General features: G+C 64.9%; 13 protein-coding genes and 1 other RNA gene. 8 read left to right on the top strand and 6 right to left on the bottom strand.

Annotation, left to right across the window (positions count from 1 at the left end; all coding sequences use genetic code 11):
* Nucleotides 1–48: 48 nt before the first annotated feature.
* From QRM60_RS19825 to QRM60_RS19795, 7 genes are all read left to right on the top strand, one after another.
* The gene (locus QRM60_RS19825) at nucleotides 49–1,320 is read left to right on the top strand and encodes an efflux RND transporter periplasmic adaptor subunit (RefSeq protein WP_285446906.1); all 1,272 of its coding nucleotides are present in this window, start codon (nucleotides 49–51) and stop codon (nucleotides 1,318–1,320) included.
* Between the two features lie 40 nt (nucleotides 1,321–1,360).
* Complete coding sequence (locus tag QRM60_RS19820; RefSeq protein ID WP_057673335.1) at nucleotides 1,361–2,080, top strand: ABC transporter ATP-binding protein; 720 nt, start codon at nucleotides 1,361–1,363, stop codon at nucleotides 2,078–2,080.
* A gap of 10 nt (nucleotides 2,081–2,090) precedes the next feature.
* A complete protein-coding gene (locus QRM60_RS19815) occupies nucleotides 2,091–3,392 on the top strand; it encodes an ABC transporter permease (RefSeq protein WP_285446887.1) in 1,302 nt (433 codons plus the stop codon).
* A gap of 54 nt (nucleotides 3,393–3,446) precedes the next feature.
* Nucleotides 3,447–4,667, top strand: a complete 1,221-nt coding sequence (locus QRM60_RS19810) for an FtsX-like permease family protein (RefSeq protein ID WP_285446886.1) — start codon at nucleotides 3,447–3,449, stop codon at nucleotides 4,665–4,667.
* A 254-nt stretch (nucleotides 4,668–4,921) separates the two neighbouring features.
* Entirely contained in the window at nucleotides 4,922–5,257 is a 336-nt protein-coding gene (locus QRM60_RS19805) for a PDZ domain-containing protein (RefSeq protein ID WP_029217161.1), read from the top strand.
* 181 nt (nucleotides 5,258–5,438) lie between these two features.
* Nucleotides 5,439–6,782, top strand: coding sequence for a sigma-54 dependent transcriptional regulator (locus tag QRM60_RS19800; RefSeq protein WP_103701421.1), 1,344 nt, complete (start codon nucleotides 5,439–5,441; stop codon nucleotides 6,780–6,782).
* Between the two features lie 4 nt (nucleotides 6,783–6,786).
* On the top strand, nucleotides 6,787–8,139 hold the full coding sequence (locus tag QRM60_RS19795; protein ID WP_042594617.1) for a HAMP domain-containing sensor histidine kinase: 1,353 nt from the start codon (nucleotides 6,787–6,789) through the stop codon (nucleotides 8,137–8,139).
* A gap of 4 nt (nucleotides 8,140–8,143) precedes the next feature.
* On the opposite strand, the gene QRM60_RS19790 is transcribed toward QRM60_RS19795, so the two are convergent.
* The 3 genes from QRM60_RS19790 to glmU form a co-directional block, all read right to left on the bottom strand.
* A non-coding RNA gene (locus QRM60_RS19790) (sX9 sRNA) lies at nucleotides 8,144–8,218 on the bottom strand.
* Nucleotides 8,219–8,393: 175 nt separating this feature from the next.
* The gene (locus tag QRM60_RS19785; RefSeq protein WP_285446885.1) at nucleotides 8,394–9,365 is read right to left on the bottom strand and encodes a right-handed parallel beta-helix repeat-containing protein; all 972 of its coding nucleotides are present in this window, start codon (nucleotides 9,363–9,365) and stop codon (nucleotides 8,394–8,396) included.
* Between the two features lie 96 nt (nucleotides 9,366–9,461).
* Nucleotides 9,462–10,826 (bottom strand): bifunctional UDP-N-acetylglucosamine diphosphorylase/glucosamine-1-phosphate N-acetyltransferase GlmU, encoded by a 1,365-nt coding sequence (gene glmU, locus QRM60_RS19780; protein ID WP_076056727.1) that lies wholly within the window; start codon nucleotides 10,824–10,826, stop codon nucleotides 9,462–9,464.
* Nucleotides 10,827–10,974: 148 nt separating this feature from the next.
* Between glmU and QRM60_RS19775 the strand changes: the two genes are divergently transcribed.
* Nucleotides 10,975–11,358, top strand: a complete 384-nt coding sequence (locus tag QRM60_RS19775) for a GtrA family protein (protein WP_012439314.1) — start codon at nucleotides 10,975–10,977, stop codon at nucleotides 11,356–11,358.
* Between the two features lie 458 nt (nucleotides 11,359–11,816).
* Here the strand turns inward: QRM60_RS19775 and QRM60_RS19770 are convergent, their stop codons facing one another.
* The 3 genes from QRM60_RS19770 to atpD form a co-directional block, all read right to left on the bottom strand.
* Nucleotides 11,817–12,386 carry a chorismate mutase gene (locus tag QRM60_RS19770; protein WP_285446884.1) on the bottom strand — a complete coding sequence of 190 codons (570 nt, stop codon included), beginning with the start codon at nucleotides 12,384–12,386 and terminating at the stop codon, nucleotides 11,817–11,819.
* 184 nt (nucleotides 12,387–12,570) lie between these two features.
* Entirely contained in the window at nucleotides 12,571–12,993 is a 423-nt protein-coding gene (locus QRM60_RS19765; protein WP_011035802.1) for a F0F1 ATP synthase subunit epsilon, read from the bottom strand.
* A 173-nt stretch (nucleotides 12,994–13,166) separates the two neighbouring features.
* A complete protein-coding gene (gene atpD, locus QRM60_RS19760; RefSeq protein WP_011035801.1) occupies nucleotides 13,167–14,573 on the bottom strand; it encodes a F0F1 ATP synthase subunit beta in 1,407 nt (468 codons plus the stop codon).
* Nucleotides 14,574–14,639: the final 66 nt, after the last annotated feature.

Here is a 14,639-nt window from a genome sequence, read left to right as displayed (position 1 = left end):
TGGCACGTGTCCTGCTTCAGGACACCCACGCCACCGAGCAAGCCGATCATGATCCGCGACACCTCCGCACAGGACCAGGTACTCCGCACCTCCTCCCAGACCGCGCCATGGCGCCGTTGGCTGTGGCCGGGCATTGCCGCGCTGGCAGTCCTCGCCGGCATTGGCTGGGCGGTGAACGCCTGGAGCGCCGGCAGCCGCTCGTTCGACTCCGCCCGCGTGCGCATCGCCACCGTGAGCCAGGGCGATCTGGTGCGCGACATCGCCGCCGACGGCCGCGTGATCGCCGCCAACAGCCCGGTGCTGTACGCCATCTCCGCCGGCACGGTGACGCTGAGCGTGGTGGCTGGCGATGTGGTCAAGCAGGGCCAGGAACTCGCGCGCATCGACAGCCCCGAGCTGCGCAGCAAGCTGGCGCAGGAACAGGCCACCCTGGCCGGCCTGGAGGCCGAGTCCAGCCGCGCCGCCCTGGATGCCACGCTCGCCCGGGCCAGCGCCAGCAAGCTCACCGACCAGGCCAAGATCGACAAACAGGCCGCTGTGCGCGACCTGGAGCGTTACCAGCGCGGCTACGATGGCGGCGCGGTGCCGCAGGTGGAACTGGCCAAGGCACAGGACACCTTGAAGAAGACCGACATCGACCTGCAACACGCGCAGCGCGATGCCGCCTTGAAGGGCCAGGGCGCGGACCTGGATTCGCGCAACAAGCGGCTGCTGGCCGACCGCCAGCGCGCGGTGGTGGCCGAAGTACAACGCCAGGTCGATGCGCTCACCCTGCTGTCGCCGTTCGATGGCCAGGTTGGCCAGGTGCAGGCGGTGCAGCACACCCAGGTGGCCGCCAATGCGCCCATCCTGGGCGTGGTGGATCTGTCCAAGTTCGAAGTCGAGATCAAGGTGCCGGAAAGCTTCGCGCGTGAGTTGGCGATCGGCATGCCGGCCCAGCTCACCAGCGGCAGCGGCGAACCCTTCGCCGGCGCCATTTCGGCGGTCTCGCCGGAAGTGGTCAATGGTGAAGTCACCGCGCGCATCCGTTTTACCGACAAGCAACCGCCCGGCCTGCGTCAGAGCCAGCGCATGAGCGCGCGGGTGGTGATCGACACGCGCCGCAATGTGCTCAAGGTCGAGCGCGGCCCCTTCGTCGAACAATCCGGTGGCAGCTACGCCTATGTGATGGAAGGCAACACTGCCGCGCGCCGCCCGGTGAAGCTGGGCGTCAGCAGCCTGGGCGAAGTGCAGGTGCTCTCCGGCCTGCAGGCAGGCGACCGCGTGGTGGTTTCCGGCGCCGACAACTTCGGCGACGCCCCGCGCGTCACCGTGCATTGACTCGCACTCTCCTCTTTCTCTTCGCACAAGGATTTCGGCAATGCTCAAGATGCAATCGGTCTCCAAGGTCTTCCGCACCGAACAGGTGGAAACACATGCGCTGCGCTCGCTCGACCTGCATGTGCGCGAAGGCGAATTCGTCGCCGTTACCGGGCCATCGGGTTCGGGCAAGACCACCTTCCTCAACCTGGCCGGGCTGCTGGAAACCTTCACCAGCGGGCAGTACCTGCTCGACGGCGAGGATGTGAGCCATCTCTCCGACGACGCGCGCTCGCGTCTGCGCAACCAGAAGATCGGCTTCATCTTTCAGGGCTTCAACCTGATTCCCGACCTCAACCTGTTCGATAACGTCGATGTGCCGCTGCGCTATCGCGGCATGGCCGCCGCCGAGCGCAAGCAGCGCATCGAAGAAGCGCTGACCAAGGTCGGCCTGGGCTCGCGCCTGCGCCACTACCCCACCGAACTCTCCGGCGGCCAGCAGCAGCGCGCGGCGATCGCGCGCGCACTGGCCGGCAGCCCGCGCCTGCTGCTCGCCGACGAACCCACCGGCAACCTCGACTCGCAGATGGCACGCGGGGTGATGGAGCTACTGGAGGAAATCAACAGCCAGGGCACCACCATCGTGATGGTCACCCACGACCCGGAACTGGCTGCACGCGCGCAGCGCAACGTACACATCGTCGATGGCCAGGCCACGGATCTGGAACGCAATCCCAGCCTGATGCGTGCGCCCGCCGCCGCATCCACCCTGGCCGACTGAGGAGCAGAGCATGTTCGGCTATTACTTCAATCTTGCAGTGCGCAGCTTCCGCCGCAACAAGGTGCTCACCGCACTGATGGTGCTCGCAATCGCGCTGGGCATCGGCGCCAGCATGACCACGTTGACGGTGTTCTACGTACTCTCGGGCGATCCGATCCCGCAGAAGAGCAATCGTTTGTTCAATGTCTTGGTCGATCCGATGCCCAAGGCGAGCTTTCAACCAGGTGACGAACCCGATGACCAGGTGACACGCTTCGATGCGGAAACCCTGCTACGCGAGAAGCGCGCAAAGCACCAGGCCATGATGACCGGTGGACGTGTGGCGATCGAACCGCCCAAGAACGGAATGACGGCATTCAAGACAGAGGCACGCTACACATCGGCCGATTTTTTCCCCATGTTTGCCACGCCGTTCCTGTATGGCCAGGGCTGGTCCGCCGGCAGCGACCAGGGACACGAACGTGTCGCGGTGATCAGCAAGAAACTCAACGACAAGCTGTTCGATGGGGGCAACAGCGTCGGCCGCGAATTGCGCGTGGATAAGAACACCTTCCGCATCGCCGGTGTGCTTGCCACATGGACACCGAATCCGCGCTTCTACGACCTCACGGAAAGCTACGGCGCTGACGAACAGGTCTATGTGCCATTCTCCACCGCCATCGACCTGAAGATGAGTCGCTATGGCGGTATGAACTGCTTCGGCAAGAGTGACAACAAGGACCAGACAGCACTGAATGCGTCCTGCACCTGGATCCAGTACTGGGTGGAACTGGACAGCCCGGCACAGGCTGACGATTACAAGGCGTATCTCAACAATTATTCCGACCAGCAACGTGCTGCCGGGCGTTTCGAGCGTCCAAACAACGTCCGCCTTCGCAATGTGATGGCGTGGCTCGACTATAAGCAGGTGGTCCCCAGCGATGTGCGCCTGCAGCTGTGGCTGGCGCTGGGTTTCCTGCTGGTCTGCCTGCTCAATACCGTGGGCCTGCTGCTGGCTAAATTCCTGCGTCGTAGCGGAGAGATTGGCGTGCGTCGCGCCCTGGGTGCGTCACGCGGCGCCATCTTCGCGCAGTGCTTGGTAGAGGCAGGGACAATCGGCCTGACCGGGGGCATCGCTGGGCTGGGGCTGGCATGGCTAGGCTTGTGGGCAGTACGTCAGCAACCTGTCGAATACGCCGCACTGGCACATCTGGACCTGAAGATGTTGCTGATGACCTTCATGCTGGCGCTGATTGCCAGCCTGCTGGCGGGGCTCTTGCCGTCCTGGCGCGCCATCCAGGTCGCACCGGCGCTGCAGCTCAAATCGTCCTGACCACCACGCCTGTCGCACGCGACGGGCACGGCATCTCATTGAAGGTTACCGTCCATGGACATCCGCCCCATCATTTCCACATTGCGCCGCCACAAGACCGCCTCGGCACTCATCGTGCTAGAGATTGCGCTGGCCTGCGCCATTATCTGCAATGCCTTGTTCCTGATCGGCAACCGCGTTGAAAAATTAGACCGTCCCAGCGGTATTGCCGAATCGGAACTGATCAGCATCCATCTAGGTGGGATCGGCACGCAGGTCAATGCCGAGGTGCGTACACGCGAGGACCTAGCGGCACTACGGGCGATCCCGGGGGTGCGCAGCGTCATCATGACCAATCAGATCCCATTCGTTAACTACTCCTGGAACAGCAGCCTGGCGCTGACGCCCGACCAGGAACGCTCAACGCTCAACGCGGCGCAATACATGGTCAGTGAAGGTGCTGTCAGCACGCTAGGACTCCAGCTCACCTCCGGACGCGACTTCACGTCGAACGAGTACATGCCCGAAGAAACCGCACAGGAAGTGGCAGGGACGAGAGGCATCGCGATGATTGCCACGCAAGACACAGCCGACAAACTTTTCCCCGATCACAGTGCGTTGGGAAAAACCGTCTATGCAGGTGAGACACCGCTCAGGATCGTCGGCATCGTGCAGACATTGGCACGCCCCAATCCCGCCAACGGGATGGATCAGATCGAGTACTCGATGCTGCTTCCACTGCGCATTCCTTACACCGACGGCCAGTACATCATCCGTGTGACCGATGCATCGAGGCGGCAGGAAATTCTGCAAGCCGCGGTGGCAGCGCTGATGAAGGTGGACAATAGTCGCCTGGTGCTGAAGCAGGAAACCTACTCGCAGATCCGCGACGATTACTTCCGGAATGACCGCGCAATGATCTGGCTGCTTGGAGCAGTCTGCATCGCGCTACTGATCGTCACCGCGCTCGGCATCGTCGGCCTGGCCAGCTTCTGGGTGCAGCAACGGACCAAGCAGATCGGCATCCGCCGTGCGCTGGGTGCCACGCGCGGGCAGATCCTGCGCTATTTCCAGGTCGAGAATTTCCTGCTCGCCTCGATCGGCATCGTGCTTGGCATGCTCATGGCGTACTCGATCAATCTGTGGCTGATGGCCCGCTACGAGCTGCCACGCCTGCCGTTGATCTATTTGCCGATCGGGGCAGCGACCCTGTGGGCACTTGGCCAGATCGCGGTGTTCTGGCCGGCACGCCGCGCGGCTGCGGTACCCCCGGCCGTCGCCACGCGCAGCGCCTGAGGCATTCCATGGGCCGTTGCCTCAAGCAGATCCGCAGGTGTGGCCGGAACCCCTCGCTGCAGGCGTTCCAGCCACAGATCCCTGCGACTGCATTTCTCAATTCGATGGATAGGATCCCTATGCGCCCTCTCGCCTGTTCCGTTCTCGCAGTCAGCGCGCTCGCAATAGGGACCGCGGCAGGTGCGCTGCATGCCGGCAGCGGCACGCCGATGCGCGCCGCCACGCAGACTGCTGGCGACCAACACGATCATCAGGTGTTGCGCGTCGATAACCACCAACTGCGCTGGCAACACAACGCACAGACGCTGGTCCTGACCAGCGCCGCCGCTGGCCTGCTGGTCGCCGATGCCAGCAACACGCTGCCGCTGCAACTGCGCAAGGGCGACCGTCTGCGTTCGGCCAATGGCCAGGGCATCGCTAGCGTGGCGGATCTACTGCGCGCCTTGCGCGCCGCAGCAGGCACACCGGTGACCGTGGAGGTGGTACGTGCGCAGGCACCGCTGACGCTGCACTGGGCCGCGTCACTGTATGCCCCGTTGCTGCCGCCCGCGCCACCGCCGCCCCCATCGCCACCACGACCCGTAAGGTAGTTCAGTCGCCCGTCTTGGTCGCACGCGAGACATTCCACCGATTCTCTGGCGGCGCACGCATCACGCAGGATGCTCTGCCCTGCGGCCCGCAGTCGACATCCCGCGCGCGGCATGCGGCAACGCCGGCTGGCGCCGTATGCTGCGATCATTGACGCGCACCACTTCCCTCCAAGAGACCGCGATGCCGCAGATCCTGATCATCGATGACAACAGCGCGGTCGCCATGGCGCTGGAGGTCCTGTTCTCGCTGCATGACATCGAGTCGCGGCATGCGCATGCGCCGCAGGCAGGGCTGGACTTGCTGGAAGAGCAGCAATTCGACCTGGTCATCCAGGACATGAACTTCACCGCCGACACCACCTCCGGCGAGGAGGGCGAGGCGCTGTTTGCACAGATCCGCCAGCGCCACCCCGACCTGCCGGTGATCCTGCTCACCGCCTGGACGCACCTGGGCAGTGCGGTCGGCCTGGTCAAGGCCGGCGCGGCCGACTACGTCGCCAAGCCGTGGGACGACACCAAGCTGCTGACCACGGTCAACAACCTGCTGGAATTGTCCGAAACCCGCCGCGAGCTGGAACGCCGTCGCAACCGCGAACGCCGTGGCCGCGAACAGCTGGCCGAGCGCTACGATCTGCGCGGCGCGGTGTTTGCCGACCCCGCCAGCGAACGCGCAATCGCGCTGGCCTGCCAGGTCGCGCGCTCGGATCTGCCGGTGCTGATCACCGGGCCCAACGGCAGCGGCAAGGAAAAGATCGCCGAGATCATCCAGGCCAATTCCGCGGTCAAGCGCGGGCCATTCGTCGCGCTGAACTGCGGCGCGCTGCCGGGCGAGTTGATCGAAGCCGAACTGTTCGGCGCCGAGGCCGGTGCCTACACCGGTGCCAACAAGGCACGCGAGGGCAAGTTCGAAGCTGCCGACGGCGGCACGCTGTTCCTGGACGAAATCGGCAACCTACCGCTGGCCGGGCAGATGAAGTTACTACGCGTGCTGGAAACCGGCCGCTACGAGCGCCTGGGTTCCAATCGCGAGCGGCATGCCAAGGTGCGCGTTATCAGCGCGACCAACGCCGACCTGCCGGCGATGATCCGTGATGGCAGCTTTCGCGAAGACCTGTACTACCGCCTCAACACCGTCGAAATCGCCGTGCCCGCACTGGCCGAACGGCCAGGCGATATCGCGCCGCTGGCCGAGCACTTCCTGGCGGGCGAGACCCTGCTCTCGCCGCAAGCGCGCGATGCTCTGCAACGCCACAGCTGGCCGGGCAACGTGCGCGAATTGCGTAATGTGCTGCAACGCGCGACGTTGTTGGCCCAGGGCGTGCGCATCGAAGCCACCGATCTCAACCTGCCGCGCAGTACCGCTGCACGTCCAGCCCCGCTGCCCGGCGGCGAGCCGGATCGCGCACGCATCGAACAGGCCTTGGCGCGGGCACAAGGCGTGATCGCGCAGGCTGCGGCCGATCTGGGCCTGAGCCGGCAGGCGCTGTACCGGCGCATGGACCGTTACGGCATCAGCCAGGACTAGGCCGATGCTGTCGCGCTCCTTCACCTTCTCGCTGTTTCTGCGCCTGCTCCCGGTGCTGGTGCTGGCTGCCGCCTTGCCGTGGGCCATTGCCTACTGGCTGGACCGTGGCTGGCAAGTGGCTGCCGTGTCGGCCGTGGTGGTGCTGCTGACGATGTGGTGGAGCCTGCAGCGCGCCACCGCGCCGATGCGCTCGCTGTTCCGCGCCCTGGCCGGCACCACCAGCAGCTACCGCGATGGCGAATACAACTTCGGTGTGTACTGGCGCGGCAACGACGAGCTGGCGCAGTTGGTACAGGCGCATGCCGAACTGGGCGAGGTCTTGCGTGCGCAGCGGCGCGATCTGGTGCAGCGCGAACTGATGCTGGACACCATGTTGCAGAACACGCCGGTGGCCATGTTGCTGGTGGTGCCCGGCGGCGATGGCCTGCGCCGCATCGGGTTTTCCAACAACGCGGCGCGCAAGTTGCTGCATGGTGGCCGCAAGCTCGAGGGGCAGCATCTGGACGACGTCCTGGAACGCATGCCCAACGAACTGCGCGACGCGCTGGCACGTGGTGGCGACTGTCTGTTCGCCGTGCGCGAAGACGGCGACGATGAAGACGACGAGCAGATCTATCACCTGTCGCGCCGCGCCTTCCATTTGAACGGCCGCGGCCACGAACTGCTGCTGATCCGCACCCTCACCACCGAACTGCGGCGCCAGGAAGTGCAGACCTGGAAGAAGGTGATCCGGGTGATCAGCCATGAGTTGAACAACTCGCTCGCGCCGATCGCCTCGCTAGCCCATTCCGGTGCCGAGCTGCTACGCCGTGAGCGCACCGATCGGCTGGGCACGGTGTTCGAGACCATCGAAGAACGTGCGCGCCACCTGGAGGGCTTCATTCGCGGCTATGCGCGCTTTGCCAAGCTGCCGCAGCCGCAGTTGCAGACCATCGAATGGGCGCCGTTTCTGGAGCGCCTGCGGCAGCAGATTCCGTTCCAACTGGAGGGCACGCCTGTCGATGTCTCCAGCCGCATCGATGCTGCACAGATCGAACAGGCGCTGCTCAACCTGCTGAAGAACGCACACGAGGCCTGCAGTGAGGCGCAGCCGCCCAACAGCGAGGTGGCGGTGCGCGTGACCCGCTTGCCGCAGTGGCTGCGCATCGAAGTGCTGGACCGCGGCAATGGCATGAACGAGGCGGTGTTGCACAACGCACTGATGCCATTCTATTCGACCAAGCGCAACGGCACCGGCCTGGGCCTGGCGCTGACGCGCGAAATTGCCGAAGCGCATGGTGGCCGTATTTCATTGCACAACCGCGAGCACGGCGGCCTGTGCGTGACCTTGTTGTTGCCGCTGGATCCGGGCAGCTAAGAGCGGCTAACAAAACGTAGCGAGCAGTCGTCAGGTGGATGCGGACGGCGCGGAGGAACCGGAGTGTACGTGGGTACATGCCGATTCCGAGCACCGGCCGCGCCCGCCTGGCGGCTGCGCAGTAGTTTTGATAGCTGCTCTAAGCGCCAAGGCCACTGCACGCCGTGTTGAGGTGCTGCGCGACCAGCCGGCAGTTGCACGTTGTGCACTCGCGCACCGCTGGATCATCCCCTGCAATCAACGTCGCAGCGCGTTCAATCATCGCGCAGCGTTGCCCGCGCTTCGATGCGCGGCCGCTGCAAGGGGCCGCAGGCATCATCGGCGCCAGTGGTGCGCGTCGGGGCAACCGGCACCTGATATCCCTGCCCGACGGTATTGCCAATGAACTGCCCGCCCTGCGATGGGCATTCGCCATCGGTTTTGAACCAGTCGGAGAATGCCGCGTACTTGCCGGCCCTGATGAAGCGGTTGCCCTGCACCAGCGTGGCATCCGAGCGATCGCGGGTGCGAATCGCATCTCCGCTGATGTCGGTAAAGCTGTTGTCCTCGATGCGATTGCCCGAAGAGCTGCGCGCCAGATACAACGCATGGACATAGCTCGCCGTCTGGGCAGCGTTCTCCACGGCACTGAAGTGATTGTGCTCGATCCGGTTGTTGCGCGAGTTCTGCAGCCGGATCGCCGCAAACGCGTAGGCCGCTTCAGGACTGCTGCCGTACACGCCGCCAATCCGCTCGAAGCGCATGTCGCGGATCACGTTGTCGCTGTTGCCATCGGCGCTGCGCTTGCTGCTGCCCAGATCCAGCGCCATCCAGTAATTGCGGATCGTCAGGCCGGCGAACGTCACACGGGTCGGCGCGTCCTTGCCGCCTCGCAAGGTGAACCAGGTCGCCGCACCGCGCCCGTCGAACACCGGTGACGTCGCGCTGTCGGGTGCGGCGATGAAGCGCAGCGGCGCGCCGGTGATGACGTGCCATTGCACCGTCTGCCGCTCATAGGTTCCCGCGGCAATGATCACATCTACCGCCGTAGCCGGCCGCTGCGCGATCAACCGCTGTTGTACGGCAGCGAGACTGCGCAGCGCGGTGGCAGCGCTGGTGCCGGCTGCCGTGTCATCGCCGTCAGGGGCGAGATACAGCCGGTAGACCGATGTGGCCGCCGCATGTGGCGCGACAGCCGCAAGTGCCAGCCACACCATCAACCACGCAATGGAGGGTCGCATGCGCATGCAGCAGCTCCTCGGTTTGTCGGCGTGATGTATCGCGTCCGCAGCACCTGTGTCGTACCAGAAACGCGCAGCCCACTTTCGCTGGAACACAGGCACTTACTTCTTCTTCGGCCGCTCCCAGCCTTCAATCACGGTCTGACGTGGCCGCGCCACACTGAGCTGGTGGGGTGGTGCATCGCGGGTGATCACCGAGCCGGCGCCAATCGTGGCCCCGGTGCCGATCTCGATCGGTGCCACCAGCGCACTGTTGGAACCGACAAACGCGCCGTCGCCAATGGTCGTCTGCGACTTGTTCACCCCATCGTAGTTGCAGGTGATGGTGCCGGCGCCGATGTTGACCTTGCTGCCGATCACCGCATCCCCCAGGTAGGTCAGATGATTGGCCTTGCTGCCGGCGCCCATCACCACCTTCTTGGTTTCGACGAAGTTGCCGATATGCACGCCATCGGCGAGCACGGTGCCCGGGCGCAACCGCGCAAATGGCCCGATCTGCACCGCGCCTTCGGTCACCACGCCCTCAAGGTCGCAGTGCGCACGCACCTGCGTGCCGGCGGCCAACTGCACATCGCGCAGACGCACGAACGGGCCGATCACCACGCCATCGCCCAGGGTCACCTCGCCTTCGAGGATCACGTCGATATCAAGCTGCACATCGTGTCCCACCTGCACGCGGCCGCGCTGCTCCACGCGCGCCGGGTCGGCCATGCGCACGCCCTGCAGGCACAGCGCACGGGCGGCGCGTAGCTGCCAGGCCCGCTCCAGCTGGGCAAGCTGCCACGGGTCGTTTGCGCCCTCCACGTCCTGCGGGTCGGACACCTGCACCATGTCGGCAGGCGTGTAATCGGCCGCGGCGCTGGCGAACACGTCGGTGAGATAGAACTCGCCCTGCGCGTTGTCGTTGGACAGCCCACCCAGCCAACGCCGCAAGGCGGTGGATTCGGCGGTGAGAATGCCGGTGTTGATGGTGCGGATGCGGCGCTGCTCGTCATCGGCATCCTTCTGCTCGACGATTGCCGCAACCTTGCCTTCCGGGTTACGCACGATGCGCCCGTAGCCGGTGGGGTTGGCAAGGTCCGCCACCAGCACCGCGATGCGGCCCGGCGCGTGCAGCAGCTCACGCAGGCTCTCGCTGCGGATCAGCGGCACATCGCCGTACAGCACCAGCACGGTCGCTGCGTCCGGCACTGCATGCAGCGCCTGCTGCACCGCATGCCCGGTGCCCAGCTGCTGGCGCTGTTCGGCCCACTGCAGATCGGGCTGGTCGGCGAATGCGGCCTGCACCTGCGCGCCACCATGGCCATGCACCACATGGATGGCCGCCGGCTGCAGTTCCCGCGCGGTGGCGATCACATGCGCCAGCATCGGCTGGCCGGCCAGCGGCTGCAGCACCTTGGGCAGCGCCGAGCGCATGCGCTTGCCCTCGCCAGCGGCCAGGATCACGACGTGCAGAGGCAGGGTCATTGCAGGGTTCCATCGCAAAAGATGGCTTGAATTCTAGTCGCTGGCTGCCGCGTGCGTCGTGACCATCGCGGGTGCAACAGGCACCGATGACAGATTTTTAAGCGCCGCTGCCGTTAGGATGAGCGCCCCTCTCGACCTCCCCCAGCACATGAGCCTGTTCCGCCAAGGCGGCCAGTTCGCGATGATCGGCGCCCTGCAATTGGCCGTGGACTGCGGCATTTTCATTGCGTGCACGGCCGCCGGCATGCCGGCAGTGCCCGCCAATCTGCTCGGGCGCATCAGTGGCGCAACGCTGGGGTTCTGGCTCAACGGACGCTTCACCTTCGCCCAGCAGGGCGATGCACGGCTGGGCTGGCAGCGCTTCGCGCGCTTTGCGGTGATGTGGCTGGCGTTGACGGTGATCAGCACCTGGCTACTCTCGGCCACCGTGGATCTGGTCGGCCTGCGCCAGGCCTGGCTGGCCAAGCCGCTGGTGGAAGGCGGACTTGCGATCGTGTCGTTCTTCGTTGGCCGGCACGTGGTGTATCGCTGATCGTTGTAAGCGCAGACTGCGCGATCATGGTGCTACTCCGCGACGCCAGGCAGAAGCGCCGGCACGGCTGGCATGCAAACAGATCGAGCGGCGTGACTGGCAGCGTACGTCGCTTGATTGGAGCGTCCCCCTCCTAAGGGGACGGCGCCGTAATGACGGCTCACTTGAGGGAACGGCGCCTTAGTGACGTCTCGCTTGCACGCGGTTTAATGACCCGGCCGATTAAGAACAGCCAACAAAACGACTCTGCAGCTGCCATGCGGGCGCGGCCGGTGCTCGAAATCCTCATGTACCCCGCACACGCCGGTTGCTCTGCGCCGTCCGCAACCACCTGACGATTAATCGTTGCGTTTAGCCGATCTGATGCACGTCAAGCGGCACGCAGCACGGCTCGTTCACCGCATCAGTCATGGGCGTGAGATCGCACAAACAATCGCACACCACACGCCTCAGCCAGATCAGCGGCAAAAATCGCCCAGACCGCGAACCAGCGCGGCGCGGTGTACCGCATCCAGTTGCCATTGCGCGGAATACTGCGCCGCCGCCCGCGCCGTACTGGCCGGGCAGTTGGGTGCTGAGCGTGCAGCGGCGGCTTCGGCCAGGGCATCGAGCAGTTCGCCTTGCAACGCATCCAGCCGCACACGCAAGGTCGACAGGTCTGGCCGCGCGGGGTCCGGCGCACGGCCGCGCTCATGCCAGCGGTTCAGCAGCGCGTACTGCACCGATTTGTTGGCCTCGATCTGCGCGCCGAAGAACCGCGCTGCATCGTCGGGGTCCAGCCCATGCGCCGGCGCCTGGTCGCGCACGTTCTGCAGCACTGCCGCTTCGCGTGCCTGATCCAGCACCGGCTTGCCGCTGTCCCATTTACTCAACGCCACCGCGTCGCCAATCGCGTTGCGCTCAACGATCTTGTCCAGCAACGGTGCGATTGGTGGCTGGCTGCGCGCCGGCAACGCACAGCCCAGCAACACCACGGCAAGCACGCCGGTCAGCGCGCAACCACGTAGGCCATCGGTCAGGCGGGTCATGGGGGGTTCCTCGTTGAAGGTGAAGGGCATCGCGCTATCGCAGCATCGCCGGTAGCAGTGCGACCCGGGCGGGCAGTGTGCCGCCTGGTGATGTCCAACGATGCCGACCAACGCAGGCACATCGCCAAAAACGAAAACGCCGGCACAAGGCCGGCGTTTGCCGTCTGACGCTGTGTCTCGCAACTCAATGCTTGAGCGTGCGACGCAGCCGCTCCAGTGCCTGCAACTGCACCGTGGCTTCGGCCAGCTGGCGCTGCGCCTGTTCCACGTCCACCGTGTCGCCACGGTTGGCGAGCAGACGCTCGGCTTCTTCCTTGGCCTTGCGCACAGCCGCTTCGTCGATGTCCTGCGCACGAATGGCAGTGTCGACCAGCACGGTCACCACCTGCGGCTGCACCTCGAGGATGCCACCGGAGATCGCAAAGTCCAGCTGCTCGCCGCTGGCGGTAGTCACCACCACCTTGCCTGGCTTGAGACGGGTGATCAGCGGCGCGTGCTTGGGCGCGATGCCCAGCTCGCCCAGTTCCCCGGTCGCCACGACCAGGGTCGCCTCACCGCGGAAGATCTCCTGCTCGGCGCTGACGATGTCGCAACGGATAGTGCTCATGGTGCCTCACTGTGTGAGGCGGGAATCGGGAATCGGGAGTGGGGAATCGGAAGAGCGGCATGCTGCGCGCTTTTCCATTCCTCTCAATTCCGATTCACCGATGACCCGCCTTTACGATTCCCGATTCCCGATTCCCGATTCTCGATTCCAGCCGCACAGCGGCTGGGATCGCATCAGGCCTTGGCGCTCATCTTGTTGGCCTTCTCGACCGCTTCTTCGATGCTGCCGACCATGTAGAACGCCTGCTCCGGCAGGTGGTCGTATTCGCCGTCGCAGATCGCCTTGAAGCCGCGGATCGTGTCTTTCAGCGAGACGTACTTGCCCGGCGAGCCGGTGAACACTTCGGCCACGTGGAACGGCTGGCTGAAGAAGCGTTCGATCTTGCGGGCGCGCGACACCGACTGCTTGTCTTCTTCGCTCAGCTCGTCCATGCCCAGGATCGCGATGATGTCCTTCAGTTCCTTGTACTTCTGCAAGGTCTGCTGGACGCGCTGGGCGGTGTCGTAATGCTCGTGGCCGATCACCAGCGGGTCCATCTGGCGGCTGGTGGAGTCCAGCGGATCCACGGCCGGGTAGATACCCAGCGAGGCGATGTTACGGCTCAGCGTGACGGTCGAGTCCAAGTGGGCGAAGGTGGTCGCCGGCGACGGGTCGGTCAGGTCGTCCGCGGGCACGTACACGGCCTGGATCGAGGTGATCGAACCGCTCTTGGTCGAGGTGATGCGCTCCTGCAACACGCCCATTTCCTCGGCCAGGGTCGGCTGGTAACCCACGGCCGACGGCATACGGCCGAGCAGCGCGGACACTTCGGTACCGGCCAGCGTGTAGCGGTAGATGTTGTCCACGAACAACAGCACGTCCTTGCCCTTGCCGTTCTCGTCCTTCTCGTCGCGGAAGTACTCGGCCATGGTCAGGCCGGTCAGTGCAACGCGCAGACGGTTGCCCGGCGGCTCGTTCATCTGGCCGTACACCATCGCGACCTTGTCCAGGACGTTGGAGTCCTTCATCTCGTGGTAGAAGTCGTTACCCTCACGGGTACGCTCACCCACGCCGGCGAACACGGACAGACCCGAGTGCGCCTTGGCGATGTTGTTGATCAGTTCCATCATGTTGACGGTCTTGCCGACGCCGGCGCCGCCGAACAGGCCGACCTTGCCGCCCTTGGCGAACGGGCACATCAGGTCGATCACCTTGATGCCGGTTTCCAGCAGTTCGGTGCTGGACGACTGGTCTTCGTACGACGGCGCAGCGCGGTGGATTTCCCAATGGTCCGAGGCCTGCACGTCGCCGGCTTCGTCGATCGGGCGACCCAGCACATCCATGATGCGGCCCAGCGTCCCGGCGCCAACCGGCACCGAAATCGCACGCTCGGTGTTGGTGGCCAGCAGGTTGCGCTTCAATCCGTCGGTGGAGCCGAGCGCAATCGTGCGCACGACGCCGTCGCCGAGCTGCTGCTGCACTTCCAGGGTGATGGCGGTGCCTTCGACCTTCAGCGCGTGATAGACCTTCGGCACTTCATTGCGCTGGAATTCGACGTCGACGACCGCGCCGATGATCTGAACGATCTTGCCCTGACTCATTTGGATAACTCCACTAATGTCTGTTCGATTCTGGTGTCGGGATTGGGGAAACGGGATTCGGGATTG

This window comes from Xanthomonas sp. fls2-241-TYG-148, assembly GCF_030208815.1.
Lineage (GTDB): Bacteria > Pseudomonadota > Gammaproteobacteria > Xanthomonadales > Xanthomonadaceae > Xanthomonas > Xanthomonas campestris.
Note: the sequence above shows the minus strand (reverse complement) of the source record. Positions and strands in the feature narration are given on the sequence as shown.

What these genes read in the sequence shown, in the direction of transcription:
- glmU (WP_076056727.1), bottom strand. Translation starts at nt 10,826, where the DNA reads ATGACCCTGCCTCTGCACGTCGTGATCCTGGCCGCTGGCGAGGGCAAG.
- QRM60_RS19785 (WP_285446885.1), bottom strand. Translation starts at nt 9,365, where the DNA reads ATGCGCATGCGACCCTCCATTGCGTGGTTGATGGTGTGGCTGGCACTT.
- QRM60_RS19765 (WP_011035802.1), bottom strand. Translation starts at nt 12,993, where the DNA reads ATGAGCACTATCCGTTGCGACATCGTCAGCGCCGAGCAGGAGATCTTC.
- QRM60_RS19810 (WP_285446886.1), top strand. Translation starts at nt 3,447, where the DNA reads ATGGACATCCGCCCCATCATTTCCACATTGCGCCGCCACAAGACCGCC.
- QRM60_RS19795 (WP_042594617.1), top strand. Translation starts at nt 6,787, where the DNA reads ATGCTGTCGCGCTCCTTCACCTTCTCGCTGTTTCTGCGCCTGCTCCCG.
- atpD (WP_011035801.1), bottom strand. Translation starts at nt 14,573, where the DNA reads ATGAGTCAGGGCAAGATCGTTCAGATCATCGGCGCGGTCGTCGACGTC.
- QRM60_RS19800 (WP_103701421.1), top strand. Translation starts at nt 5,439, where the DNA reads ATGCCGCAGATCCTGATCATCGATGACAACAGCGCGGTCGCCATGGCG.
- QRM60_RS19770 (WP_285446884.1), bottom strand. Translation starts at nt 12,386, where the DNA reads ATGACCCGCCTGACCGATGGCCTACGTGGTTGCGCGCTGACCGGCGTG.
- QRM60_RS19825 (WP_285446906.1), top strand. Translation starts at nt 49, where the DNA reads ATGATCCGCGACACCTCCGCACAGGACCAGGTACTCCGCACCTCCTCC.
- QRM60_RS19815 (WP_285446887.1), top strand. Translation starts at nt 2,091, where the DNA reads ATGTTCGGCTATTACTTCAATCTTGCAGTGCGCAGCTTCCGCCGCAAC.
- QRM60_RS19775 (WP_012439314.1), top strand. Translation starts at nt 10,975, where the DNA reads ATGAGCCTGTTCCGCCAAGGCGGCCAGTTCGCGATGATCGGCGCCCTG.
- QRM60_RS19820 (WP_057673335.1), top strand. Translation starts at nt 1,361, where the DNA reads ATGCTCAAGATGCAATCGGTCTCCAAGGTCTTCCGCACCGAACAGGTG.